This window comes from Pseudomonas sp. CFBP 13602 (assembly GCF_014842725.1).
Lineage (GTDB): Bacteria > Pseudomonadota > Gammaproteobacteria > Pseudomonadales > Pseudomonadaceae > Aquipseudomonas > Aquipseudomonas baltica.
On the sequence record NZ_JACYVT010000003.1, the window covers coordinates 84,091 to 108,315 of the forward strand.

A 24,225-nucleotide genomic window follows, 5' to 3' on the forward strand; every position below is an offset into this window, starting at 1 on the left:
TCGAGTTCATCGTGAAAATACGTCCATCAGTCGGGGTGCGATCCGCTCCAGCGGACGAATTTCAACAGCTGCGTCAATGGCCGCCGCCGCTTTGGGCATTCCGTAGACAGCGCTGCTCTGCTGGTCCTGCGCGATGGTCAGGAAGCCGCGCTGACGCATCGACTTCAAGCCCTGTGCGCCGTCGCGGCCCATGCCGGTGAGCAGTACGCCCACTGCATCGCCATTCCAGAATTGCGCCACGCTTCGGAAAAAAACATCTATGGAGGGCCGGTAGATCTCGTCCACCGGTTCTGCCGTGTAGGTTAAGGTACCATTTTTCAGCAGACGAATATGATGATTGGTGCCTGCCAGTAGCACAGTGCCAGCCAACGGCGTTTCTCCGTCGCGGGCCAGACGCACCGGCAAGCCGGCTGCGCTGCTCAGCCACTCGGCCATTCCGGCGGCGAACACCTGGTCCACGTGCTGGACCAGCACGATCGCCGCCGGGTAATCGCGTGGCAGCCCCTTGAGCAGGATTTCCAGCGCGGCCGGGCCGCCGGCCGACGAACCGATGGCCACCAGTTTCTGCCGCACGCCGCCCGAGCGCGGCAGCGGCAACTCGCTGCGCACCGCCGGGCTGCGCTGGCCCACCAGCCAGCCGATATTGAAGATCTTGCGCAGCAGCGGCGCTGCAGCTTCGCGAGCGTCGCCCACCCCCAGTGTAGGGGTGTCGACCACATCCAGGGCGCCATGGCCCATGGCCTCGAATACGCGGTGGACGTTCTGCTGGCGGTCGACGGTGACGATGACGATGGCGCAGGGCGTATTGGCCATGATCTGCCGGGTGGCTTCCACGCCGTCCATGACCGGCATGATCAGGTCCATGAGGATCAGGTCCGGAGTCACGGCCTGACAGCGCTCGACCGCCTCACGACCGTTGGCGGCCACCCATACCACGTCATGGGACGGTTCGAAGGCGATCGCGCGACGCAGCGCCTCCACGGCCATGGGCATGTCATTGACGATGGCGATCCTCATCCCCGCGCTCCTCCGATCAACTCAACCACCGCATCGAGCAAGGCATCGTCGTGGAAACTGGCCTTGGCCAGATAATAATCGGCCCCGGCGTCGAGGCCACGGCGGCGGTCCTCTTCCCGGTCCTTGTAGGACACCACCATGACCGGCAGCGATTGCAGGCGGGTGTCGCGGCGCAGCAGAGTCACCAATTCGATACCGTCCATGCGCGGCATGTCGATGTCGGTGATCAGCAGGTCGAAGTCCTCGCTGCGCAACGCGTTCCAGCCATCCATGCCGTCGACGGCCACCGCAACGTCATAGCCACGATGGCTGAGCAGCTTGCGCTGCAGCTCGCGGACGGTGAGCGAATCATCCACCACCAGTACCCGCTTGCGAGCCGATTCGGCCTGTTGGCTGCGCTTGTCGATACGCTCCAGGCGGCCGGTATTGAGCAGCTTTTCCACCGAGCGGAACATGTCTTCGACGTCGATGATCAGCACCACCGAACCATTGTCGAGCAAGGCACCGGCGGAAATATCCTGGACCTTGCCCAAGCGGGCGTCCAGCGGCAGCACCACCAGCGTGCGCTCGCCGATGAAGCGTTCCACGGCCACGCCGTAGATCGCTTCACGGTCGCGAATCACCACCACTTTGAGGCTCGCTTCGTCGCCCTGGCTGGCCGGCCTCTGCAGCAGCTGGCTGGCGGCAACCAGCCCCACATGGCGGTTCTGGAACCAGAAGTGCTGGCGCCCCTCGAGCTGGATGATGTCTTCGGCCGGCAGGTCCATGGTGTGTTCGATGTGGGCCAGCGGAAACGCATAGGCCTCGCCCCCCACTTCCACTGCCAGGCTGCGCACCACCGACAGGGTCAGCGGCACCTCGATATGGAAGCGACTGCCCTGCCCTGGCACTTGAATCAGTTCGACCGAGCCACGCAGCTGGCGAATCAGGTGCAATACCGCATCCAGGCCAACGCCGCGGCCCGAGACCTCGGTTACCGTGTCGCGCATGCTGAAGCCGGGCAGGAACAGAAAGCTCAGCAGCTCTTCTTCACTGAGCTGCTCCACCGTATCGGCGGCCGACAAACCGCGCTGGACGATACTGCGCCGCAGCGCGGCAAGGTCGACACCCGCCCCGTCGTCGCTCAGTTCCACCACCAGCAAGCCCGCCTGGTGCGAAGCGCGCAGCACCACGCGACCTTCGGCGGGCTTGCCGGCCAGCAATCGCTGCTCGGCGGTTTCGATGCCGTGGTCGACGGCGTTGCGCAGCAAGTGGGTCAGGGGCGCTTCGAGCTTTTCCAGCACGTCGCGATCGACCTGGGTCTTCTCGCCTTCGATATCCAGGCGCACCTGCTTGCCCAATGAACGACCGAGGTCGCGGACCATGCGTTCCTGACCACCGAGCATGTCGGCGAATGGGCGCATGCGGCAGGCCAGCGCCGTGTCGTACAGCAACTGCGCGCGCTGGCTGGCCTGCCAGCCGAAATCGTCCAGTTCGGCGGTCTGCTGCAGCAGCATCTGCTGGGTCTGATCCAGCAGCGACTGCGCCTGCGCCAGGGCGTCGCGTACCTCTGCGCTGTGGCCCTCGAGCTGCAATTGTTCGGCAAGCCCGCCAAGCGCGCGGATGCTTTGCGCCTGCATGCGCTTGAGGCGCTGCATGGTCAGCAGATAGGGCTTGAGGCGCTGGGTTTCGACCAGCGACTTGCTCGACAGGTCCAGCAGGCTGTTCAGACGCTCCGCCGTGACCCGCAGCACGCGCTCGCCGGTATCGCTGACCCGGCGCGCCCGGCTGGCAGGTAGTTCGGCGGCCGAGTCGTCCTGGCCGGGCATCGCTTGCGACGGATCGATGTCCCGAGGCGGCTCGGCCGCGACCTCCATGGGCGGCTCGGCAGGCGCGAGCGGGACGGCCGATACGGGCACGCTGACCTGTACCTGCGCTGCCGCGGCCGCCAACGGGTCCATCACCGCGGCCATCTGCGCCTCGTAGGCATCGATATCGAGGGTACCCGGTGCGCCAGGGCCGGGCGTGCCGACGCGCATCAGCAGGTCGGTGCCCAACAGCAGCGCATCGATGTGTTCGGGCATCAGGTAGACACGCCGCTCCTGCGCCGCGACCAGGCAGTCTTCCATCACGTGAGCCACACGCACCCCGGCATCCAGGCCGACGATGCGTGCCGCACCCTTGAGCGAGTGGGCCGCGCGCATGCACGCTTCCAGTTGATCGGCCTGGGTCGGATTGCGTTCCAGGGCCAGCAGCCCGGCATTGAGCACCTGGGTCTGGGCCTCGGCTTCCAGGCTGAACAGCTCCAGCAACGAGGCGTCGCGCATCTGTTCCGGGGTCATGTCAGGCTCCGGTTCATGGCGATCAGCAGCGCCTTGTCATCGAGCAGGCGCACACTGCGCTGGCGAAACGGCAGAACCCCTTGAGTGAAACGGGCGCCCGCCTGGGTGGTGGCGGTAGACGCCTGTTCGAGCTCGACCAGGTCGATCCGATGAATGCCATCCACCTCTTCCACCGGTACCACCACCGAGCCGCCGTCTATGGCGATGATCAGCATGCGTGGCATGACCCGCGCCGAAGCGGCCGGTGCGACGTGCTGGGTGTCGATGCCCAGCAGTTCCTCCAACGCCAGGCATGGCACCAGTGCGCCGCGCACGTTGGCGACCCCGCGCAAGGCGCGCGAACGCTGGTGCGGCAGCGAATGCACTGCCTGCACCGGGGCCACTTCGACCAGGCAGCGGGTGGCCAGCGCCAGCCACTCATCGCCCAGGCGAAACAGCACCAGCGACCTGCTTTCGACCCGGCCCAGGGTTTCGCTGTAGTGCATCGGCGCGTGCTGGCGGTCCAGCGCGTAGCGGTCCAGCAGGCGCACGGCCGCCGAGGCGTACACCGCGCAATTGCGGCAGTGGATATGCTCGGCGAGCAACGGGCAGGATTTGTCGCCATGAATACCAATACGGTTCCAGCAGTCGTCGATCTGCTGGGCGTCGCTGTCGATCAGGTCCAGGGCGGTCATCGCTTATGCTCCTGGACATGCGGGCGGTCGTTGCGTGCGGCGCGCTCCTGCAGTCGCCGCGCCCCGGCAATGTCGCCCTGGGCGGTGAGCAGCATGGCCAGGTGGGCCAGGGCCTCGGCGTGCTGCGGGTCTAGGTACAGCGCCTTGCGGTAATAACCCTGCGCCTGCAGCACCTGGCCGCCGACATCACTGAGCAGGCCCAGCCAGTAGAACACCTGGGGATCTGGACCGTGGCTGCGCAGGAACGCGTCGCACGCGGCCTGCGCCTCGGCACTCTTGCCTTCGTTGGCCAAGCGGGCGATCTGCGCGAGCAGACCGGCGCCATCGCTTGCCACTGCCTCGGCGGCATTCGCCACCGGCAGCGCGCGGGTTCGCGTTCGCACGGGCAACCTGCCCGGCTCGGGCAACAACTTGATCGGCATCTGCAGGCGCGCCGTTGCCGGGGGCAGCGGCGTGGGCGTTGGTGCGACGTGGCGATCGCGGACGAACGCGAAGGACTGGGCAATACCGATCGGGCGCATGCCCAACCGTGCCAGCAGGCTGCCTTCGGCAGGACCGATGAACAACGCGCCGTCTTCACGGGTGAATGTCTTCAGCACTTCGAACACCTGCTGCTGGGTCGGCAGGTCGAAATAGATGAGCAGGTTGCGGCAGAACACGAAGTCATAGGGCAGTTCACCGCCCAGCAGCAACGGATCGAGAATGTTACCGACCTGCAAGCGAACCTGGGCCCGAACCTGAGCATCGAGCAGATACCCCTCGTCCGCAGGCACGAAATGGCGGTCGCGAAAGGTCAGTGGTGCGCCGCGAAACGAATTGCGGCCATAGATCCCTCGCGTTGCCCGGGCCACCGACAGGGGGCTGATGTCCACGCCGTCCACACTGAATTGCTGCGGCGCCAGCCCGGCGTCGAGCAAGGCCATGGCGATCGAGTACGGCTCCTCGCCAGTGGAACACGGCAGGCTGAGGATGCGCAGCGCCACGCCAGGCCGTTCGGCGAGCCGCGCCTTGGCGACCTTGCACAGCGCGGCAAAGGACTCGGGATAACGCATGAACCAGGTTTCCGGGACGATCACCGCCTCGATCAGCGCCTGCTGTTCGGCCGCCGAACCCTGCAGCAGCTTCCAGTAGGCATCCAGGTCGCGGACATGCGCAGCCTGGCTGCGCTGCGCGACCGCGCGCTCGATCAGCGCCGGGCCTACCGAGGCCACGTCCAGGCCGATGCGCTCACGCAGAAAACGTACGAAGCGCTGCTCTTCACCCATCACGATGCATCACCCATCACCCTGTTTCACCCAATACGGAGGCCGCCAACTGCGGTGCGAAAAGCAAGTCGCGCACCGACGGTTCGAGCAGATCCTGTACCCGCAACCACTGCAACAGCCCCTGGCTGTCTTCGAGCACCGGCCCCAGATAGGGCGTGGCACGGTTATGCACTCCCATGGGTTTGAAACCGTTGGGGTCACAGCGAAGGGTTTCGCTGGCGTGTTCGACGATCAGCCCCAGGCGCGCCTCGGGGCCGGCCTGCTCGTGCGGATAATGCACCAGCACCAGACGCGTGCTGGTGCGCCGCACGGCAGCCACGCCGAAGCTCAGCGCGCTGACGTCCAGCACCGGCACCACCCGGCCACGATGGGCGAACACACCGGCCACCCAGGCCGGGGCATGCGCGACCGGTTTGAGCGGCAGCAGCGGCAGCACCTCTGCGACTTCCAGCGCATCCAGGGCGAAGCGTTCCTGCGCAATGCGAAACAACAGGAACAACTTGCTGCGCGATGTGACCGGCAATGCGTTCATCAGACTTTGAAGCGCGAGACGCCGCCGCGCAGGCCGGTAGCGACCTGGCTGAGCTCGTCGATGGCAAAGCTGGCCTGACGCAAGGATTCGACCGTCTGGCTGCTGGCATCGCCCAACTGCGACAGGGCGTGGTTGATCTGTTCGGCACCGGTCGCCTGGGCCTGCATGCCTTCGTTGACCATGAGCACGCGCGGCGCCAAGGCCTGGACCTGGCCAATGATCTGCGACAGCTGATCGCCGACCTGCTGCACTTCGAACATGCCGCGGCGCACTTCCTCGGAAAACTTGTCCATGCCCATGACGCCGGCCGACACTGCCGACTGGATCTCTCGCACCATCTGCTCGATGTCGTAGGTGGCCACGGCGGTCTGGTCGGCGAGGCGGCGCACTTCGGTGGCGACCACGGCGAAACCGCGACCATATTCACCCGCCTTCTCGGCTTCGATGGCCGCGTTGAGCGACAGCAGGTTGGTCTGGTCGGCGACCTTGACGATGGTCACGACTACCTGATTGATGTTGCCGGCCTTCTCGTTGAGGATTGCCAGCTTGGCGTTGACCAATTCGGCGGCACCCATCACCTGGTGCATGGTTTCTTCCATGCGCGCCAGACCCTGCTGGCCGGAGCCGGCCAGCGAGGAAGCCTGATCGGCCGCCGAGGTGACTTCACCCATGGTTCGCACCAGATCACGGGACGTGGCAGCGATTTCCCGGGAGGTCGCGCCGATCTCGGTGGTGGTTGCGGCAGTCTCGGTCGCCGTGGCCTGTTGCTGCTTGGAGGTGGCCGCGATTTCGGTCACCGAGGTGGTGACCTGCACCGAGGAGCGTTGCGCCTGGGCGACCAGCGCGGTGAGCTCGGTCATCATGTCGTTGAAGCCCAGTTCGACCTCGTTGAACTCGTCCTTGCGCGCCAGGCTCAGGCGCGTGCTCAGGTCACCGGTGCGCATCACTTCGAGAATCCGCACGATCTTCTGCATGGGCGCCATGATGGTGCGCAGCAGCCAGAGCCCGCAGATACCGGCAACGATGATTGCCACCAACAGGGAAATCACCAGGCTGACCTTGGCCGCCGCGACCGAAGCGTCAATGGCGCTGGTGGCTTTCTCGGCCGCTTCACGATTGCGGTCGATCAAGGTATTGAGCTGCTTGCGACCTGCCACCCAGGCGGGCGTGAGGTCGTCGATGGCCATCTGCTGGGCTTCACTGAACTTGCGCAGTCGATAGGCCTCCAGCACATCGGCCAAGGTCTTTTCATAGGTCACGCGCATCCGCGCGAATTCTTCGAAGGCCGCCTGGTCGTCGCTGTCCTGGACGGTGCTGCGGTAATTGGCCATCTGCTGGGTCAGGCGCTCGGCGAAGCTCTTGTACTGGTCCACGTCGGCCGTGAGCAACTCGCGCTGATAGCTCAAGCCCACCAGTTGTTGGGTGTACACGTAGCTGTCTACCCAGGCGCTGCGGATCATGGAACTGAAGACCACGCCCGGAACGCTGTCGGTGCGCACCTTGGTTTCGTTCGTCTCGATGGTCTGCAGACGTGAATAGGAGACCACGACCATCAACAGCATGATTGCAATGACAACGGCGAAACTCGCCAGAATGCGGTGGCGCAAGGACCAGTTCTTCACAGTCAACCCTCGAAAATTCCTGCAGCTACAAACGAAAAATCGCCTGAGTATAGCCCTACCTCAGACGATTTCGCGCTGGTACCTGACTTTCCTTCATCCGCGAGGGTATTGCCAGTTACTGGTAGATCAATGCGCCACTATTGCCGACCAACGTAAGTTCCGGCAGATGAGTGGCGGCGTCAGCCTTCGGACCTGACGTCCGGGGTCAGACGGCTTCGACTTCGGCCTGACGCACCTGCTTCTCCAGTTCGAGCTTGAGCGCAGGGTCGAGGGCCAACTGCTTGGCCAGCTCGTCTAGATAGGCACGCTCCATGAAGTGCTCCTGATCCACCATCATGACGCTGGCAATGTACATTTCGGCAGCGATCTCCGGAGTCTTGGCTGCCCGCGCCACGTCTGCCGGGTCCAGCGGCTTGTTCAGTTCGGCGTGCAGCCACTGCTGCAGTTCGTTGTCCGAATCCAGGCGGGTGAATTCGCCTTCGATGAGCTCGCGCTCGCGATCATCCACATGGCCATCGGACTTGGCTGCTGCCACCAGCGCCTTGAGGATAGCCTGGCTGTGTTCCTCTACCTGCTGGGGTGGCACTCGGTCGACCGTCTGCGGTTCGCCTCGAGGGGCGTTCTGCTGCTGGGCCTGCCAATTGCCGTAGGCCTTGTAGGCAATCACGCCCAGTGCCGCCAACCCACCGTAGGCCAAGACCTTGCCACCGTACTTGCGCGCGCTCTTGTTGCCGAGCAGCAAGCCCATGGCGCCGCCGGTCAGTGCGCCCTTGCCGCCGGACAGCAGGCCACCCAGCGCGCCGCCCGCACCGCCCTTGCCCGAGAGCAGGCCGCCGAGCGCGCCGGCAACACCACCGGTGCTACCGGCACCGCCCAGGGGGGAAGAACCGCCGCCCTTGTTCTTGAGCAGTTCCTGGCCGGATTTGAACAACTGGTCGAGCAAGCCACGCGTGTTCATTTTTTGGTCTCGTCAATGGGAGATACGTTTGACGAGAGTAAGGGCATTCCGTTGCCTGGCTCGCACGGTGATTTGCTTCGGGATGTTGCGCAAAGGCTTGCTCTCAACACTGCGCCTCGACCACCGATCTCGCTGTCGATACAAAGTGCACGTGAAAAAATTTTTACAGGAGTTTGCGAACACATCGGTCATTACGGTATCTGTGTACAGTTCTCTGCGTTTGGACAAGGCAGGCCCAAACCTTCCTACTTGAGCCTCGCCGGTCGCTTGGAGCGACCGAGGTTGATTCAGAACAGGTTATCTATGCACCGCAGGCACCTTCTGAAAGCGTCGATGGCCCTCGCGGCCTATACCGGACTGTCCGGCACCGGATTGTTCGCTGCCCAGGCCCTGGCCGCCACCGCCGACGGCGAAGCCGAACCGTTCACTTTCGACATGCTCAAGGCCCAGGCCAAGAGTCTCGCCGCGCAGGCTTATGTCAGCAACAAGCAGACCTTGCCGCCGACCCTGGCAAACATGACCCCCCAGCAATTCAATGCAATTGCCTACGACGCCAATCATTCGCTGTGGAACGACCTCAAGGGCCAACTGGACGTGCAGTTCTTCCATGTGGGCATGGGGTTCCGCACGCCGGTGCGCATGTACAGCGTCGACGCCGGGCGCAAACAAGCGCGTGAAGTGCATTTCCATCCGCCGCTGTTCGACTACAAGAACACCACGGTGGATACCTCGCAGCTCAAGGGCGACCTGGGCTTTGCCGGCTTCAAGCTGTTCAAGGCACCCAAGCTCGACCGCCATGACGTGGTGTCCTTCCTCGGCGCCAGCTACTTCCGCGCCGTCGATGCCACCGGGCAGTACGGTCTGTCCGCGCGCGGCCTGGCCATCGACACCTATGCCAAGAAGCAGGAAGAGTTCCCCGATTTCACCAAGTTCTGGTTCGAAACGCCTGGCAAGGACAGTACCCGCTTCGTGGTTTACGCCCTGCTCGACTCGCCCAGCGCCACCGGCGCCTATCGTTTCGACATTGACTGCCAGGCCGAGCGCGTGGTGATGGACATCGACGCGCACATCCATGCGCGCCAGGACATCGAGCAACTGGGCGTGGCGCCGATGACCAGCATGTTCAGCTGCGGCAACCACGAGCGGCGCATGTGCGACACCATCCACCCGCAAATCCACGACTCCGACCGGCTGGCCATGTGGCGCGGCAACGGCGAATGGATCTGCCGGCCGTTGAACAACCCGGACCGGGTGCGCTTCAACGCCTTCGCCGATGTCGATCCAAAAGGCTTCGGCCTGATCCAGACCGACCACGACTTCAGCAACTACCAGGACACGGTCGATTGGTACCACAAGCGCCCCAGCCTGTGGGTCGAGCCCACCACCGCCTGGGGCGAAGGCTCCATCGACCTGGTGGAACTGCCGACCACCGGTGAAACCATGGACAACATCGTTGCCTTCTGGACACCCAAATCACCGGTCAAGGCCGGCGATGCCCTTAATTTCGGTTACAAACTGTACTGGAGCGCCCTGGCGCCGATCGGTACACCGCTGGCCCGCGTTGCAGCGACGCGCTCGGGGATGGGCGGTTTCACCGAAGGCTGGGCACCGGGTGAACACTATCCGAATGTCTGGGCGCGGCGTTTTGCCGTGGACTTCGCCGGCGGCGGGCTTGAATCGCTGAAAACGCCGATCGAGCCCATCATCACGGCTTCGGGTGGCAAGGTGCAGGACGTTCAGGTACTCGAGCTGCCCGACATCAAGGGCTTCCGCGTGCTGTTCGACTGGTACCCGACCAGCGACAGCGTCGATCCGGTGGACATGCGCCTGTTCATCAAGACCCAGGGGCGTACCCTCAGCGAAACCTGGCTCTATCAGTACCTGCCGCCCGCAGCGGAGAAACGCAAGTACGTGTGATGCGCTGACCTCAGCCAGCATCCTCGCCCGCCCTTTTTGCGGGCGAGGATGACATCACCGAAACGCCGCAGCGCCACTCAGTCGCGAAGGTCCGATTCCACAATCGGCTGGTCGCGATGGGTGGCGCGCTGGTACTGGGCGGGCCATGTGGCCAGACGACCACCCAGGTCTTCGTCGGCGTGCAGCGGCCAGTACGGATCACGCAACAGCTCACGCGCCAGCAGGATGACGTCGGCCTGGCCAGTGCGCAGGATGTGTTCGGCCTGCGCGGGATCGGTGATCATCCCGACGGTGCCCGTGGCAAGATCCGCCTCTTTGCGGACTCGCTCGGCAAAGCGCGTCTGATAACCAGGCCCGGTCGGGATCTCGGCATTGGCCGAGGTACCGCCCGACGACACGTCGATCAGATCCACGCCCAGCGCTTTCAGGCGCTTGGCCAGCTCGACGGTCTCGTCCGGGTTCCAGCCGTCTTCGACCCAATCGGTGGCCGACACACGCACGAACACGGGCAATTCTTCAGGCCAGATGTCGCGAATCGCCTGGGTGACTTCCAGAGTGAGACGGATGCGATTTTCAAAGCTGCCGCCGTAACTGTCCTGACGCTGGTTACTGATCGGCGACAGGAACTGGTGCAGCAGATAGCCGTGCGCCGCATGCACCTCGACTACCTTGAAATTGGCGGTCAGCGCGCGACGAGTCGCGTCGACGAACGCCTGGATGATGTCCTTGATGGCTGCTTCATCCAGTGCGGTCGGCGCGGTGTGCTGCGGGTCGAAGGCGATACGCGACGGGCCCACCGGCACCCAGCCGCCTTCATTGACAGGCACGCTGCCATGCTTGCCCAGCCAAGGCCGCCAAGTGCTGGCCTTGCGCCCGGCGTGGGCCAGTTGGATGGCCGGCACCGCGCCTTGCGAGGTAATGAAGCGGGTGATGCGCTGCAGCGGTTCGATCTGCTCGTCGTTCCACAGGCCCAGGTCTTCAGGCGTGATGCGACCCTCTGCCGTCACTGCGGTGGCCTCGGTGAAGACCAGACCGGCACCGCCACTGGCGCGACTGCCCAGGTGCACCAGGTGCCAGTCGTTGGCCAGGCCATCGACACTGGAGTACTGGCACATCGGCGATACGGCGATGCGGTTGCGCAGGGTCAACTGGCGCAGGGTATAGGGTTCGAGCAACATGCTCATCGGGCACCTCGGTTGGCAGTTTCAGATAGGACGAGAAGCGTCCGCTCGAACACGGCTGCGGACGTGCCTGTCTCGTTCTCGAAGACTAGTCGACAACCGAGCCGCGAGCGTGGTTCCGCGGCCGAGCAGGGTCGTACGGCTCAGCGCGGCTCGATGTGGGTAATCAGCAACTGCACCGTTTCCCGCCCGCGGAACTCGTTGAGATCCAGCTTGTAGGCCAACTGCACCCAGCGTACCGATGGATCGGGCCACACCTCGCGGTCGACGCCGAAAGCGATGCCGTCCAGGCTGACGCTGCCGCACTCGGTCTTGAGCGTCACCTTCAGGTGTCGCTCGCCAACCACCCGCTGCTCCACCAACTGGAACACCCCGTGGAACATCGGCTCCGGGAAATGTTGCCCCCACGGGCCGGCATTGCGCAGGGCGCGCGCCAGCTCCAGATGGAATTCCTCGACGCCCAGGGTACCGTCCGACAGCAGGCGTCCGGTCAGGTCTTCCTCGCACAGCTGGGTGCGCACCTGCGCGTCGAATGCCTCGCAGAACGCCGGGAAATTCTCCTGCGGCAGGGTCAGCCCGGCGGCCATCGCATGCCCACCGAACTTGCTGATCAATTGCGGATGCCTGGCCGCCACCGCGTCCAGCGCGTCACGGATATGGAAGCCCTGGACCGAGCGTGCCGAGCCTTTGAGCAGCCCGTCACCGGCGTCGGCGAAGGCAATCGTTGGACGGTGGTAGCGCTCCTTGAGACGCGAAGCGAGGATGCCGATCACACCCTGATGCCATTGCGCATCGAACAGGCACAAGCCAAACGGCATCGACTCCAGCGCCAGGTCCTTGAGCTGAGCCAGGGCCTCGCGCTGCATGCCTTGCTCGATCGACTTGCGGTCCTGATTCAAGCCATCGAGCTGCGCCGCGATGGTCTGGGCGCTGGGCAGATCGGTGCTCAGCAGGCACTCGATGCCCAGGCTCATATCGTCCAGGCGGCCGGCTGCGTTGAGTCGCGGCCCGAGAATGAACCCCAGGTCGGTCGAGGTGATGCGCGCATGCTCTCGGCGTGCCACTTCAAGGATTGCCGTGATGCCCGGCCGCGCACGGCCCGCACGAATGCGCTCCAGGCCCTGGTGCACCAAGATGCGGTTGTTGGCGTCCAGCGGCACGACGTCCGCCACGCTGCCCAGTGCCACCAGGTCCAGCAGCTCGCCGATATTGGGCTGCGGCACCTGTGCATAGCGGCCCAGCTGGCGCAGCCGCGCCCGCAGTGCCATCAGCACGTAGAAAATCACCCCGACGCCCGCCAGATTCTTGCTGGGGAACTCGCAGCCTGGCTGGTTGGGGTTGACGATGGCATCTGCAGCCGGCAACTCGTGCCCCGGCAAGTGGTGGTCGGTGACCAGCACCTGCAGCCCGGCAGCCTTGGCCGCAGCCACACCCTCGACGCTGGAAATGCCGTTGTCGACCGTAACCAGCAATTGCGGCTCGCGCTGCAGGGCGACTGCGACGATTTCCGGGGTCAGGCCATAGCCATACTCGAAGCGGTTGGGCACCAGGTAGTCGACGTGAGCGGCGCCCAGCAGGCGCAGGCCGAGCACACCGACCGCGCTGGCCGTGGCACCGTCGGCATCGAAATCGCCGACGATCAGGATGCGCTGGCGCTGGTCGATCGCCGTCACCAGCAGCTCGACGGCGGCCTCGATGCCCTTGAGCCGCTGAAAGGGAATCAGGCGCGCCAAGCTCTTGTCCAGCTCCTCTGCGCTCGACACGCCACGTGCCGCATAAAGACGATTCAGCAAGGGCGGCATGTCGCCGAGGAAAGGCAGGGTCTGGGGCAACTGACGGGGTTCGATGCGCATGGGGCCTGGGGCGGTTCTCACTGCAAGACAAAGGAAGAAGGTTGAAACCTGGGCGGCCTAGCGCTCGCCCAGCAGCCACTCGAGCTGGACTTCGTGCTGACCGCGGTCATCGGTGACGAACACCGTGCCCTCGCTGATCATGACGTCCCACTTGATGACCCGCGGCATATCCTTGGCCAGGGTCTCGAGCACCTCCTGAGGCACCGCGGCGATGTTGACGTTCTTCAGGTTCTTCACCGCATCGACCACCTTGGTCTGCCATACGCGCAAACTGCCGTAGGCCAACAGGCTGGTGCGTTCGGTACGCCGCGAACACCAGGTCAGGCGATCGGCATCGGGCAGGCCGACTTCGATCCAATGCAGGATCCGGCCATCCAGGCTCTTTTCCCACAAGGCAGCCTCGTCGACATCCGACAGACCACGGCCGAAAGACACCTGCTCGTTGTACCACAGCGCGTAGGCAAGCAAGCGCACGGTCATCCGCTCTTCGGTTTCCGAGGGGTGACGCGCGATGGTCTGCTTGACGGTCTGGTAAACGCTGCGGTCAAGATCGGTGAGGTTGAGTTCGAATTTGTAGGTGGTCGACGGCTGGGCCATTAGGCAGGCTTCTTGGGGACAGGAAAAGGCCGACAGTCTACCCGATGCGGGCCCGATCAACGACCACCACGGGGCAGTGCGACCCTGCGGCACGTTTTGATCATGGGTCCGGGTGTGGTAAAGATGGCGCAGTGTTTCAAAAACGGACACCCACGCCCCACACCCCGCGCAAGGAATGCCATGGACTCGTGTTCCAGAACTCTGCCGCCCAGCAGCCTTCTCCTGGCACTGGCGGTGTGCTCGTGCCTGCTCACTTCACCGCTCGCCCATGGTCGCGAGACCATTACATGGCTGCTGCGCGACCTGGCGCCGCTGACCATCGCCAGCGGCCCGGCGCGTAATCTGGGCGCCGTCGACCTGGCCCTGCCGTTGTTGCGCGCAGCCTTGCCCGAGTACGACCACAATGTCCTCAGGGTCAATCGGGCGCGTGCCTCGCAGATGCTTGGCGAACCCGGCCTCAACTGCGACCCTGCGCTGCTCTGGACCGCACAGCGGGCGCGCAGCATTCTTTATTCCGTGCCCAGCATGAATGTGCTGAGCAATATGCTGATCATGCAGCGCGGCGACCTGCCGCTGATTGCCGAGTTCATGCGAGACGGCAAGGTCGACCTGGGCGCGCTTCTACGCAGCAGAACCCTGGCCCTGGGCATCATTGCCGAGCGCAGCTATGGCCCTGTGGTGGACCGGATTCTCGCCGACACCGACAGCTATCAGCTTCTGGCCCATCATGGCAACGACGCCATGGGCAGCCTGCTGCGCATGGAAAGACTCGGCCGGATCAAGGCGCTGCTCGGCTACTGGCACGAAGCGCGCTACCAGGCACGTCAGGAAGGTCTGGATCCGGAACAGTTGGTGCAAGTCCCCATCGAGGGCTCAGCGCGCTCGCAGTTCATTCATGTCGGTTGCTCCGACAGCCCTGCCAGCCGGCGCGTACTGACAGCACTGAATTCGGTGTTGCTGGACCTCAGGAACGGTCAGTTGGCAGATTTCTACGCCCAATGGCTGGCGCCCGCCGAACGGCCGGCGTACTTGCGGGAAACCACTGCGCTGTTCGATGCCCAGCGCAAAGAGGCCATGAGCAGTCAGCGCTGAGTGAGGATTACACAGGCGGCCATCCATCGATGAATGTCAGACCAGCGCGTGGCTGAAAGCGGCATTTTGCGAAACATTGCGCAGCGCCGCGATCATCGACGGCTCCAGCCGCCCTTCTGCCACCAGAAGATCGCGGTGCAGACCATCGACCACGTCGGTAAACGAACGCAGATCCTCGAACTGACTGCGGTTGACCAAACGCTTGGTCACCACGCTCCCAGCCGCGCTCATCACCACGACCTGGCAATTGCCAAGGCTATCCTGCCCTTCGAGCGTCACGCGATACGGCGTCAGGGCTTCATTGAGCAACAGGCTGATATTCTTCATCGCATCACCACTCGTCTGTTCGAATTCTTAAGGTGCATGACACTGACCCCTGCCCTGCGAAAAAAGTTCTGAGCAAGCCGTGTCAGACTATTACCGAGGTTGCCGATAGAATATGACAGCGCGAATGTAGGACATTTCTGAATATCAGATTTGGCGCCTGCATGCTTAGAAATGGACTACAAAACAGATCAGGAATGGACCACAGGTGTGCCAGAATTCATCGCCTGATTTGCCCGTCACCGGAGCCTGCCTTGACCGACCCACTGATCGCCCCGCTGCGGATCGTGCTGGCCGATGACCATCCGATCTTTCGCGTTGGCCTGCGCGCCGTACTGGAACGAGACCCCGGTTTGCGCGTGGTGGCCGAAGCTTCCTCGCCGGAGGAGCTGACACGCTGCCTGGGCGAAACCGAATGTGGCCTGTTGATCACCGACTTCATGATGCCCTCCACGGAACAGGGCGATGGCCTGCGGCTGATCGCCTACGTTCGCCGGCATTGGCCAAAGCTGCCCGTGCTGGTGGTGACCATGCTGACCAACCCGGGTCTGTTGCGTTCGATCCTCAACCTGGGGGTAGCTGGTTTGCTGGGCAAGGCCAGCCTGGTTAATGAACTCCCTACGGCGATTGCCAGCCTCAAGCGCAACAAACCCTACGTGGCGCAATCGGTGAGGAGCATCCTGGCACTGCCCAGCGATACCCCCGCAAGACGGATCACCGGCCATGTCGACCTGTCACCTCGCGAGCTCGAGATAACGCGACTGCTGGCGCAGGGGCTCTCGGTCAACGAAATCGCCGCGCAGCTCAACCGCAGCAAGCAGACGATCAGTGCACAGAAAGTGAGCGCCATGCGCAAGCTGGGCATCGGCAACGATGCTGCGCTGTATATCTACCTGCAGGCTCACGGGCTGAAATGAACCCGGCCGCGGCAGGTGTGCGCAGGGTAGGCGGGCCGTTCTAAGGACGCAAAGGCAAAGACCAGGCGCCCTCGAAGTGACTGATTTCGTGCACTTCCGGCAGGGGCAACAAGGCCCGTGCGCTCATGCTTCGCTGGTAATCCTGCAACAGGCCATGCACTGCTGCGGCCGACACCGGTGTGTGCAGTACGCCCAGCAGCGGTAGCCGATGCTGCCGCGCCAATGCCGTGAACGGTTCCACCGGCTGTGACCCATTGCTGTAGATGACCAGCGCCCGTGCCAACCCGGTTGCGGCCAGATGGCCGATCAGCTCGCCCATGTCCAGGCCGGCCACGGTCATTTCGCAGATGACAATGTCGACGCCCTGGCGCTTCTCCAGCGAGAGGCATGCCGCGTTGAAACTTTGCGCGGTCAGGACATCGAACACGCCACACGCATTGAGCACCTGATGCATGGCGATCAGCTGGTACGGAATGTCTTCAAGCACCAGAACTCTGAGCGAACGCATGAAGGAAACCTCGAGTGAGCGCATCGAGCTGCGCATTGACGGGCACTCTAAAGGGCAAGCGGCACGCTTGGGATAGGACAAGTCCGAAAGTTTCCGAGAATTTTCCTAGCAGCGTGCTATCGCCGTCGCCAGCCTGGCGATCTCGCGATTCAGCTCGGCAGCGTGAACGGTCAACTGTTCATCGCTGCCCGACCGGCAGCATGTGTTCACCTTGGCCAGCACGCGTGCCAGAGGTGCGGCATCGATCAAACAAGCGATGCCGTGGAGCCGATGAAGCACCTCGTGCAACCGCACACGATCGAGCGTCTCGACACTTTTCGCCAACGTCTGGCTTTCAGCCTCAAGGTTGCGCGAGAGCTCATCGAGCATTCGCCTGATGACCGCGTTATCCGCCTGGGTCAGGTGATGCAGCGCCTGCATGGAGAATGCCGGGCCCTGCTGCATGTCGGCGATGATCTGCGCCAGCTTGTCCAACGCTATCGGCTTGACCAGCAGTTCGTCCATGCCCGCTTCGGCGCAGCGCAACCGCTCGTCCTGCATGGCATTGGCGGTGCAACCGATGAGCCTGACCGGAGGCGCGGCGGACGCGGCCTCCTGCAGGCGGATGGCTTTGCACAAGGCATGGCCGTTCATGCCCGGCATATTGCAGTCGGTCAGCACCAGATCGAAATGCCCGGCCTGCCAGGCCGTCAGCGCACTCACACCGTCGCTGGCGTCCTGCACCCGGTGCCCGAGGAACTGCAACTGCTGGGTCAGTACCATCCGGTTAGCCGACAGATCGTCCACGACCAGTATGTCCAGTGCAGCGCTGTCGGGCCGAGCGTGCACGGTCGGCATCGCGTCCTGTTCAGCCTGATGCCGCACCTCGATCTGCACTTCCACCCGTGTCCCCTCGCCTTCGGTGCTGTGCAGGCTGATCGTGCCACCCATCAGCTGGACCAGCTGCTTGCAGATGCTCAAACCCAAGCCGGTGCCGACCGATTCCTGCTGCACATCCACGTTACCCTGGACGAACGGCCTGAACAGCCTGGCCTGTTGAGCGGGCGTGATGCCCGCACCTGTGTCGCTGACGGTAATGGTCATGTGCCACTGGCCTGAACTGAGTGGCTGCGCCGCGACCGCCAGGTTGACGCTGCCCTGGCGGGTGAACTTCAAGGCGTTGCCGAGCAGGTTGTGCACCACTTGCCGCAATCGCAGCGGATCGAACCAGAACGCGCTGGCCACGCCCGGCGCAATATCGAGGTGCAGCGCTACGCCTTTGCGCTGAGCCTGGGCCGAGAACAGGCTGAGCATGCCCTCGAAGAACGGCCTCACTTCGGTTACCTCCTCGGCCAGCAACATGCTGCCCGATTCGATCTTCGCCAGGTCCAGGCTGTCGCCGATCAGGGCGATGAGGTCCCGCGCCGAACGCCAGGCCACTTCCAGCGCCTGCGACACTGGCTGGTCGTCACGCTTGCGCCGTTCACGCTCGAGCTCGAGCAGACCGATGATGGCTGCCATGGGCGTACGGATCTCATGGCTCATGGTCGCCAGAAAAGCGCTTTTGGCCTGGTTGGCCTGTTCGGCAATGTGCCGCGCTTCGACCAGTTGGTCTTCCAGGCGCTTGCGTTCGGAAATGTCGATCCAACCACCGAGCAGGCCCTGCAACTGCCCCTCGGCGTTGTAGAACGGCACGATCCATTGCCAGGCGTGAACCTTGCGGCCGCGCATCTGGATCTGCCGATCGGTCGACACCGGCTGCTGATCGTCCAGCAGCCTGAGGTAGTCACGGTGCATCTGCTGCGCTTCGTCGGCATTGACCACGGCGACTTCCAGCAATGTACGACCCTTGATGTCCTGCAGACGGGTGGCAAAGCTCTGCTCGTAACTCTTGTTGCAGGACAACAGCCGCGCCTGCAGGTCGCGGACATAGATGGGCCCGGGGATGCCATCGAGCAGCGCGTGCTGGAATGCCAGCTGATCGTTGAGTGCCTGCTCGGCCTTGAGCCGCTGACGAATCTGCGCCTTGAGTCGACCACTCCACAACAGCGACACCGCGCCCAGCACCAGCGCTGCTGCCAGCAGCCAATAGACCCAGGTGGCAATGCGTTGCCACATGGGCTCTGGAGGCACTACCGCCCCCAGCCACTTCAGGCGCGCTGCACGCAGTTCCGCGACCGGATAGGCCTCCAGCGCCTTGTTGATGATGGACGTGAGCTCGGGTTCCGAGGCACGAATGGCAAAACGGTCGGGCGACCATTCGCCGGCGACGTTGCGTCCGACCTTGAGCACGCCGGGCGGATAACGGCCAACCGCGCGATAGGCGCCGACTTCACTGTCGATGGTGGCATCCGCTTCGCCGCTCGCCACCATCTCGCGCGCCTTGTCGTAGGTGCTGACCAGGCGCAGCTTGATGTGCGGGTACTGGCTGCGGATCGCGCTTTCCAGGGCGTGCTCGGCCGGAATCGCCAGGACCTTGCCGGCCAGCTCGTCCAGATGACCGATGGGCAGGTCCTCGGCGCGCACGATGAACACCCAGCCCTGGCCCCCGAACGAATGGCTGAAACTCAGGAAGGCCTTGCGGTCCGGCGTTTCCGAGAGAGTGGTATTCATATCGGCCTTGCCAAGCTTCAGCATTTCCAGGCTCTGGGCCATCGAGTGGGAAGGCAGGTAGACGAACTGCAGCCCCGTCATGTGCGACAGCGTTGCCAGCACTTCACTGTTGAGCCCTACCCAGTTTCCCTGGCGGTCCCGGTACAGGTAGGGAGGATACTGCGTCGCGACCACACGCACCTGGCGGTGCCGGGCGATCCAGGCTTGTTCGGCAGGCTCCAGCGGTACCCGGTGGTGGCCGATTTCCGACCCCAGCCCGGTGGTCCAGCGGGTCAGGATCTCGCGGCGCAAACCATCGTCGAGGCTGGCCAGGGCCCGCTCGACCATCTGCCCCAATATCGGATCGGCCTGGCGACTGGCGATGGTGTAACCCACGGGTGGCAGACCGCTGGGGCCGACGATATCCAGAGCCAGGTAGGGTCGCAGTGCGTTGTAGGCGCGCACGATCACCTCGTTGCTGATCATGGCGTCGACATCGCCCTGGTGCAGCGCCTGCAAGCCACTGCTCAGGCTGGGTGCGACCACGATGCGGCTGTCGGGATACACGCGCTGCACCGTGGCATCGTCGGCATAGCCATCCACCAGCGCGACCTTCTCCCCGGCCAGGCCGCTGCTGTGCTTGCTGCCCGCGCGCCGTACGATGACGCCGCGGTCAGGCATGTACTCCTTGGAAAAGGCCAGGCCATCGATGGCCTGTTCGAAGGCATTGGCGCTGGTCAGCAGATCGATTTCGCCATCCTTGAGCGCCTGCACCGCCTCGCTGCGCTGGGCAAACCCCAACACCCGCAGATCGACCCCCAGGCGGCTGCCGATCAGGCTCAGGTAGTCGGCACTCACACCTTGATAGCGGTTGCGATCGCTGGTGATGTCGATGGGTTCGTGATCGGCCAGGGAAACACCCACCCTGAGCGTGCCGTGGCGTTGCAGCCACTGCTGTTCGGTGCTGGAAAGGGGCAGTGGAGAAAGCTGCGCGAACGGTGCAACCAAGGCGAAGGGCAGGCTTTGGGCAGCGAACGCCAGGCCGGGCGAAAGCATGGCAACCGCCATGAACAACCCCGCCATCCACGCCGTCACCCCTGCGAGCGTGAGAAACGAGGTCAGTGTGGGTTTCATGCCATGCATCCTTGCCTGCGGGCCAAAGGGGCCCAGGAAAAAGTTGCATAAGCTTGGCACTGTAAAAAGCATAAAGCCCGCATCGGGCGGGCTTTATGTGTTTCAGATCGCGTCAGACGCGAGGCTGCATGCCATCACAGCGGTTTGCCGCGATTGCCATGTTGGCTGACGAAGGCTTGTACGGCCGACAGGTCGTTGGGCAACACGGTGCACTTCTCTTCGCGCTCGAACAGATCGACCAGGTGCGCAGGCAACTCCAGGGCCTTGCCTACGCCGGCCTTTTGCACGGCTTCGGGGAACTTGACCGGGTGCGCCGTTCCCAGCACCACCATGGGCGTGTCGAGGCTGCGACGACACTCGCGCGCCGCGCGTACGCCAATGGCCGTGTGTGGATCGAGGACCTCGCCGCACTCGGCGAACACCTGGGCGATGGTCTCGCAGGTTTGCTCGTCGGTGACCGCCAGCGAGTCGAACAGCTTGCGCGCCTCGGTCCAGCGTTCCTCATCGACGCTGAAACCGCCGCCCTGGCGGAAGTTGTCCATCAGGCCTGCAATGGCCGCGCCGTTGCGACCGTGCAGGTCGAACACCAGGCGTTCGAAGTTCGACGACACCATGATGTCCATCGACGGCGACAACGTCGCGTGCAGGGTTTGCTTGACGTACTGATTGCCGCTCATGAAACGGTGCAGGATGTCGTTGCGGTTGGTGGCCACCACCAACTGGTTGATCGGCAGGCCCATGTTGCGCGCCAGATAGCCGGCGAAGATATCGCCAAAGTTGCCGGTGGGCACCGAGAACGCCACCGAGCGTGCCGGGCCGCCCAGCTGCAGGGCCGCGTGGAAGTAGTAGACGATCTGGGCCATGATCCGCGCCCAGTTGATCGAGTTCACTGCAACCAACGGCGTGCCCTTGAGGAAACTCTGGTCGGCGAAGCTGTTCTTGACCATTTCCTGGCAGTCGTCGAAATTGCCTTCGATGGCGATGTTGTGCACGTTGTCGCCGGTAATCGTGGTCATTTGCCGACGCTGAACCGCAGACACGCGCTCATGCGGATGCAGGATGAAAATATCGACGTTCTCGCAGTGCTTGCAGCCTTCGATTGCGGCCGAACCGGTATCGCCACTGGTGGCGCCGACGATCACCACACGCTGGCTGCGTTTGGCCAGTACGTAGTCGAGCAGCCGCCCCAGCAGCTGCAGGGCAAAGTCCTTGAACGCCAGCGTTGGCCCGTGGAACAGCTCCATCACCCACTCGTTACCACCCAGCTGGCGCAAAGGTGCGACGGATGCATGGGCGAATACCGCGTAGGTTTCTTCGAGAATCTTCTTGAAATCGGCATCCGGAATGCTGCCGGTGACGAACGGGCGCATGACCCGAAATGCCAGCTCGTGATAAGGCAGCCCCGCCCACGAGGCGATTTCTTCCTGGGTGAAGCGCGGCAGGTTTTCCGGGACATAGAGGCCACCGTCACTGGCCAGACCGGCGAGCAGAACCTCTTCGAAGTTCAGGGCCGGGGCCTGACCGCGAGTACTGATATAACGCATTGCGAATTCCTCTGGCAGCTGCCGCTTAGTTCAAGTGCTCGACACGGATGCGCACGACCGGGCCAACCACGCCCTGCAAGGCTTCCAGCGCCTTGATGGCATCATTGATGTGCTGTTCGACGACGCGGTGGGTCAGCAGAATCATCGGCACCAGGCCATCGTGTTCCTCGACCTCTTTCTGCATGATCGACTCGATGTTGATGCCACGCTCGGAGAGGATGCTCGCCACCTGCGCCAGCACGCCCGGATGATCCTTGGCTTGAATGCGCAGGTAGTAGGCGCTTTCGCAGGCCTCGATGGGCAGGATCGGGTGAGCGGAAAGCGAATCCGGCTGGAAGGCCAGGTGCGGCACGCGATTCTCCGGGTCCGAGGTCATGGCGCGGACCACGTCGACCAGGTCGGCGACCACGCTCGAGGCAGTCGGCTCCATGCCCGCACCGGCACCGTAGAACAGGGTTGAACCGGCCGCGTCGCCGTTCACCATCACTGCGTTCATCACGCCATTGACGTTGGCGATCAGACGGTCGGCCGGGATCAGCGTCGGGTGCACCCGCAGCTCGATACCGCGCTCGGTGCTGCGCGCCACACCCAGATGCTTGATGCGGTAGCCCAGGGCTTCGGCGTAGTTGACGTCGGCCGTGGTCAGGCGGGTGATGCCTTCGGTGTAGGCCTTGTCGAACTGCAGCGGAATGCCGAAGGCGATGGACGCCAGAATGGTCAATTTGTGCGCCGCGTCGATACCTTCGACGTCGAAGGTGGGGTCGGCCTCGGCATAACCCAGGGCCTGCGCTTCGGCCAGGACGTCCTCGAAGGTACGGCCCTTCTCGCGCATTTCGGTCAGGATGAAGTTGCCAGTACCGTTGATGATGCCCGCGACCCAGTTGATGCGGTTGGCCGAAAGACCTTCGCGAATGGCCTTGATCACCGGGATGCCACCCGCCACGGCGGCTTCGAACGCAACGATCACGCCCTTCTCGCGTGCCTTGGCGAAGATCTCGTTGCCGTGCACTGCAATCAGCGCCTTGTTGGCGGTGACCACGTGCTTGCCGTTTTCGATAGCCTTGAGTACCAGCTCGCGCGCGATGCCGTAGCCACCGATCAGCTCGATGACGACATCGATATCCGGGTTGCAGGCCACGGCGAAGACATCGTTGGTAATGGGGGTACCGGCGATCTGGCAATTGGGGTTCTGCGAGCGCATCGCAATCTGCGCCACTTCAATACCGCGCCCGGCACGGCGGGCAATCTCCTCGGCGTTGCGCTGAAGTACGTTGAAGGTGCCGCCACCGACGGTACCTAACCCACAGATGCCTACTTTGACCGGTTTCACTCTGAACTCCCCATGAAACGACCGCCTCGATGACGGTCGTGATACTGGCCGCAGGCCGTGAGCCTTCGGCTATTGATGACGTGCGAGTGCCACTCAGCCTTTCGCGTCGAGAGCCAGCTTGGCGACGTTGGCGGCCGGCTGGTAACCCGGAATGACCTGACCGTTCTCCAGCACGATGGCTGGCGTGCCGGTGACGCCGATCGACTGGCCCAGCTCGAACTGCCTGGCCACCGGGTTGGCGCATGAAGGCGCCTTGATGGTGTCGCCCGATACCATCTTGTCCATCGCTGCCTTGCGGTCCTTGGAGCACCAGACAGCCTGCAGCTGTTCGTCACCGGCCGACTTCAAGCCCTGGCGCGGGAACGCCACGTAGCGGACCTCGACACCCATGCGGTTCAGCTCGGGGACTTCGGCGTGCAGCTTGTGGCAGTACGGACAGGTGGTATCGGTGAAGACCGTGATGTGCGACTTGGTTTCGCCCACCGCGGGGTACACAACGGTATCGGCTACCGGGATCGCGTTGACGGTCTTGGCAATGGCCAGTCGCTCGGTTTTCTCGGTGAGGTTGACCGGCTTGCCGTCCTGGATCTGGAACAGGTAGCCCTGCATGACGAACTGACCGTCGGCGCTGGCGTAAAGCACGCGACCGCCCTTGAGCTTGACCTCGTACAAGCCGTTGAGCGGACTGGCGGCGACGCTTTCGATCGGCACTTCCAGTTGCAGGGTCTGCAGGGTCTTGCGAATCGCTTGTTCCGCAGCCGGGTCGGCAACGGCAAAGGTGCTGGCCAGCGCAAGGGCTGCGGCGGCGAAAAGGCGGGTCACGCGCATGGGAACTCCTGGAGCGACGGACTTGAGGGGCGGTGGACGA

19 protein-coding genes are annotated in these 24,225 nt (G+C 63.7%); 3 read left to right on the forward strand and 16 right to left on the reverse strand.

The features are described from left to right. Positions 1 to 6: 6 nt before the first annotated feature. The 7 genes from cheB to IFU31_RS06820 all read right to left on the reverse strand — a co-directional run bounded on the left by cheB (position 7) and on the right by IFU31_RS06820 (position 8,389). Positions 7 to 1,017 carry a chemotaxis response regulator protein-glutamate methylesterase gene (gene cheB, locus IFU31_RS06790; protein ID WP_185795068.1) on the reverse strand — a complete coding sequence of 337 codons (1,011 nt, stop codon included), beginning with the start codon at positions 1,015 to 1,017 and terminating at the stop codon, positions 7 to 9. Continuing rightward, a complete protein-coding gene (locus IFU31_RS06795) occupies positions 1,014 to 3,338 on the reverse strand; it encodes a hybrid sensor histidine kinase/response regulator (protein WP_192102590.1) in 2,325 nt (774 codons plus the stop codon). Before IFU31_RS06795 ends, cheB begins: the two co-directional genes overlap by 4 nt. Then, positions 3,335 to 4,012 carry a chemotaxis protein CheW gene (locus tag IFU31_RS06800; RefSeq protein ID WP_122795255.1) on the reverse strand — a complete coding sequence of 226 codons (678 nt, stop codon included), beginning with the start codon at positions 4,010 to 4,012 and terminating at the stop codon, positions 3,335 to 3,337. Before IFU31_RS06800 ends, IFU31_RS06795 begins: the two co-directional genes overlap by 4 nt. After that, a complete protein-coding gene (locus IFU31_RS06805; protein WP_192102591.1) occupies positions 4,009 to 5,277 on the reverse strand; it encodes a CheR family methyltransferase in 1,269 nt (422 codons plus the stop codon). The genes IFU31_RS06800 and IFU31_RS06805 overlap by 4 nt, the downstream gene beginning before the upstream one ends. Positions 5,278 to 5,293: 16 nt before the next feature. Then, positions 5,294 to 5,809: a chemotaxis protein CheW gene (locus IFU31_RS06810; RefSeq protein WP_185795066.1), complete on the reverse strand. Its 516-nt coding sequence runs from the start codon at positions 5,807 to 5,809 to the stop codon at positions 5,294 to 5,296. Continuing rightward, entirely contained in the window at positions 5,809 to 7,431 is a 1,623-nt protein-coding gene (locus tag IFU31_RS06815) for a methyl-accepting chemotaxis protein (RefSeq protein WP_122475688.1), read from the reverse strand. The genes IFU31_RS06810 and IFU31_RS06815 overlap by 1 nt, the downstream gene beginning before the upstream one ends. Positions 7,432 to 7,636: 205 nt before the next feature. After that, positions 7,637 to 8,389 carry a tellurite resistance TerB family protein gene (locus tag IFU31_RS06820; protein ID WP_192102592.1) on the reverse strand — a complete coding sequence of 251 codons (753 nt, stop codon included), beginning with the start codon at positions 8,387 to 8,389 and terminating at the stop codon, positions 7,637 to 7,639. A 303-nt stretch (positions 8,390 to 8,692) separates the two neighbouring features. Here IFU31_RS06820 and IFU31_RS06825 point away from each other — a divergent pair, with 303 nt between their 5' ends. Next, complete coding sequence (locus IFU31_RS06825) at positions 8,693 to 10,306, forward strand: glucan biosynthesis protein D (protein ID WP_122475070.1); 1,614 nt, start codon at positions 8,693 to 8,695, stop codon at positions 10,304 to 10,306. Between the two features lie 77 nt (positions 10,307 to 10,383). On the opposite strand, the gene IFU31_RS06830 is transcribed toward IFU31_RS06825, so the two are convergent. From IFU31_RS06830 to IFU31_RS06840, 3 genes are all read right to left on the reverse strand, one after another. Beyond that, a complete protein-coding gene (locus tag IFU31_RS06830) occupies positions 10,384 to 11,490 on the reverse strand; it encodes an NADH:flavin oxidoreductase/NADH oxidase (RefSeq protein ID WP_192054608.1) in 1,107 nt (368 codons plus the stop codon). A 140-nt stretch (positions 11,491 to 11,630) separates the two neighbouring features. Next, on the reverse strand, positions 11,631 to 13,340 hold the full coding sequence (recJ, locus tag IFU31_RS06835) for a single-stranded-DNA-specific exonuclease RecJ (protein WP_122475073.1): 1,710 nt from the start codon (positions 13,338 to 13,340) through the stop codon (positions 11,631 to 11,633). 57 nt (positions 13,341 to 13,397) lie between these two features. Next, complete coding sequence (locus tag IFU31_RS06840) at positions 13,398 to 13,937, reverse strand: YaeQ family protein (protein WP_122475075.1); 540 nt, start codon at positions 13,935 to 13,937, stop codon at positions 13,398 to 13,400. A gap of 180 nt (positions 13,938 to 14,117) precedes the next feature. Between IFU31_RS06840 and IFU31_RS06845 the strand changes: the two genes are divergently transcribed. Continuing rightward, positions 14,118 to 15,029 carry a TIGR02285 family protein gene (locus IFU31_RS06845; protein WP_244652135.1) on the forward strand — a complete coding sequence of 304 codons (912 nt, stop codon included), beginning with the start codon at positions 14,118 to 14,120 and terminating at the stop codon, positions 15,027 to 15,029. A 36-nt stretch (positions 15,030 to 15,065) separates the two neighbouring features. Here IFU31_RS06845 and IFU31_RS06850 read toward each other — a convergent pair whose 3' ends face one another. Next, positions 15,066 to 15,356 carry a DUF3509 domain-containing protein gene (locus IFU31_RS06850; protein WP_122475077.1) on the reverse strand — a complete coding sequence of 97 codons (291 nt, stop codon included), beginning with the start codon at positions 15,354 to 15,356 and terminating at the stop codon, positions 15,066 to 15,068. 275 nt (positions 15,357 to 15,631) lie between these two features. Between IFU31_RS06850 and IFU31_RS06855 the strand changes: the two genes are divergently transcribed. Continuing rightward, positions 15,632 to 16,270, forward strand: coding sequence for a response regulator (locus IFU31_RS06855; protein WP_244657655.1), 639 nt, complete (start codon positions 15,632 to 15,634; stop codon positions 16,268 to 16,270). A 40-nt stretch (positions 16,271 to 16,310) separates the two neighbouring features. On the opposite strand, the gene IFU31_RS06860 is transcribed toward IFU31_RS06855, so the two are convergent. The 5 genes from IFU31_RS06860 to IFU31_RS06880 form a co-directional block, all read right to left on the reverse strand. After that, positions 16,311 to 16,778, reverse strand: coding sequence for a response regulator (locus IFU31_RS06860; protein ID WP_163007386.1), 468 nt, complete (start codon positions 16,776 to 16,778; stop codon positions 16,311 to 16,313). A gap of 105 nt (positions 16,779 to 16,883) precedes the next feature. Next, the gene (locus tag IFU31_RS06865; RefSeq protein WP_244657651.1) at positions 16,884 to 20,483 is read right to left on the reverse strand and encodes an ATP-binding protein; all 3,600 of its coding nucleotides are present in this window, start codon (positions 20,481 to 20,483) and stop codon (positions 16,884 to 16,886) included. Between the two features lie 134 nt (positions 20,484 to 20,617). Then, positions 20,618 to 22,027, reverse strand: a complete 1,410-nt coding sequence (gene thrC / locus IFU31_RS06870; RefSeq protein ID WP_192102594.1) for a threonine synthase — start codon at positions 22,025 to 22,027, stop codon at positions 20,618 to 20,620. Positions 22,028 to 22,052: 25 nt separating this feature from the next. Beyond that, the gene (locus tag IFU31_RS06875; protein WP_122475085.1) at positions 22,053 to 23,357 is read right to left on the reverse strand and encodes a homoserine dehydrogenase; all 1,305 of its coding nucleotides are present in this window, start codon (positions 23,355 to 23,357) and stop codon (positions 22,053 to 22,055) included. 93 nt (positions 23,358 to 23,450) lie between these two features. After that, on the reverse strand, positions 23,451 to 24,185 hold the full coding sequence (locus IFU31_RS06880) for a DsbC family protein (RefSeq protein WP_122475087.1): 735 nt from the start codon (positions 24,183 to 24,185) through the stop codon (positions 23,451 to 23,453). Positions 24,186 to 24,225 lie beyond the last annotated feature (40 nt).

Coding starts and splice junctions, on each gene's coding strand:
- IFU31_RS06850 (WP_122475077.1), bottom strand. CDS start 15,356: ATGAAGAATATCAGCCTGTTGCTCAATGAAGCCCTGACGCCGTATCGC.
- thrC (WP_192102594.1), bottom strand. CDS start 22,027: ATGCGTTATATCAGTACTCGCGGTCAGGCCCCGGCCCTGAACTTCGAA.
- IFU31_RS06825 (WP_122475070.1), top strand. CDS start 8,693: ATGCACCGCAGGCACCTTCTGAAAGCGTCGATGGCCCTCGCGGCCTAT.
- IFU31_RS06830 (WP_192054608.1), bottom strand. CDS start 11,490: ATGAGCATGTTGCTCGAACCCTATACCCTGCGCCAGTTGACCCTGCGC.
- cheB (WP_185795068.1), bottom strand. CDS start 1,017: ATGAGGATCGCCATCGTCAATGACATGCCCATGGCCGTGGAGGCGCTG.
- recJ (WP_122475073.1), bottom strand. CDS start 13,340: ATGCGCATCGAACCCCGTCAGTTGCCCCAGACCCTGCCTTTCCTCGGC.
- IFU31_RS06865 (WP_244657651.1), bottom strand. CDS start 20,483: ATGAAACCCACACTGACCTCGTTTCTCACGCTCGCAGGGGTGACGGCG.
- IFU31_RS06845 (WP_244652135.1), top strand. CDS start 14,118: ATGGACTCGTGTTCCAGAACTCTGCCGCCCAGCAGCCTTCTCCTGGCA.
- IFU31_RS06820 (WP_192102592.1), bottom strand. CDS start 8,389: ATGAACACGCGTGGCTTGCTCGACCAGTTGTTCAAATCCGGCCAGGAA.
- IFU31_RS06810 (WP_185795066.1), bottom strand. CDS start 5,809: ATGAACGCATTGCCGGTCACATCGCGCAGCAAGTTGTTCCTGTTGTTT.
- IFU31_RS06800 (WP_122795255.1), bottom strand. CDS start 4,012: ATGACCGCCCTGGACCTGATCGACAGCGACGCCCAGCAGATCGACGAC.
- IFU31_RS06880 (WP_122475087.1), bottom strand. CDS start 24,185: ATGCGCGTGACCCGCCTTTTCGCCGCCGCAGCCCTTGCGCTGGCCAGC.
- IFU31_RS06860 (WP_163007386.1), bottom strand. CDS start 16,778: ATGCGTTCGCTCAGAGTTCTGGTGCTTGAAGACATTCCGTACCAGCTG.
- IFU31_RS06795 (WP_192102590.1), bottom strand. CDS start 3,338: ATGACCCCGGAACAGATGCGCGACGCCTCGTTGCTGGAGCTGTTCAGC.
- IFU31_RS06840 (WP_122475075.1), bottom strand. CDS start 13,937: ATGGCCCAGCCGTCGACCACCTACAAATTCGAACTCAACCTCACCGAT.
- IFU31_RS06805 (WP_192102591.1), bottom strand. CDS start 5,277: ATGGGTGAAGAGCAGCGCTTCGTACGTTTTCTGCGTGAGCGCATCGGC.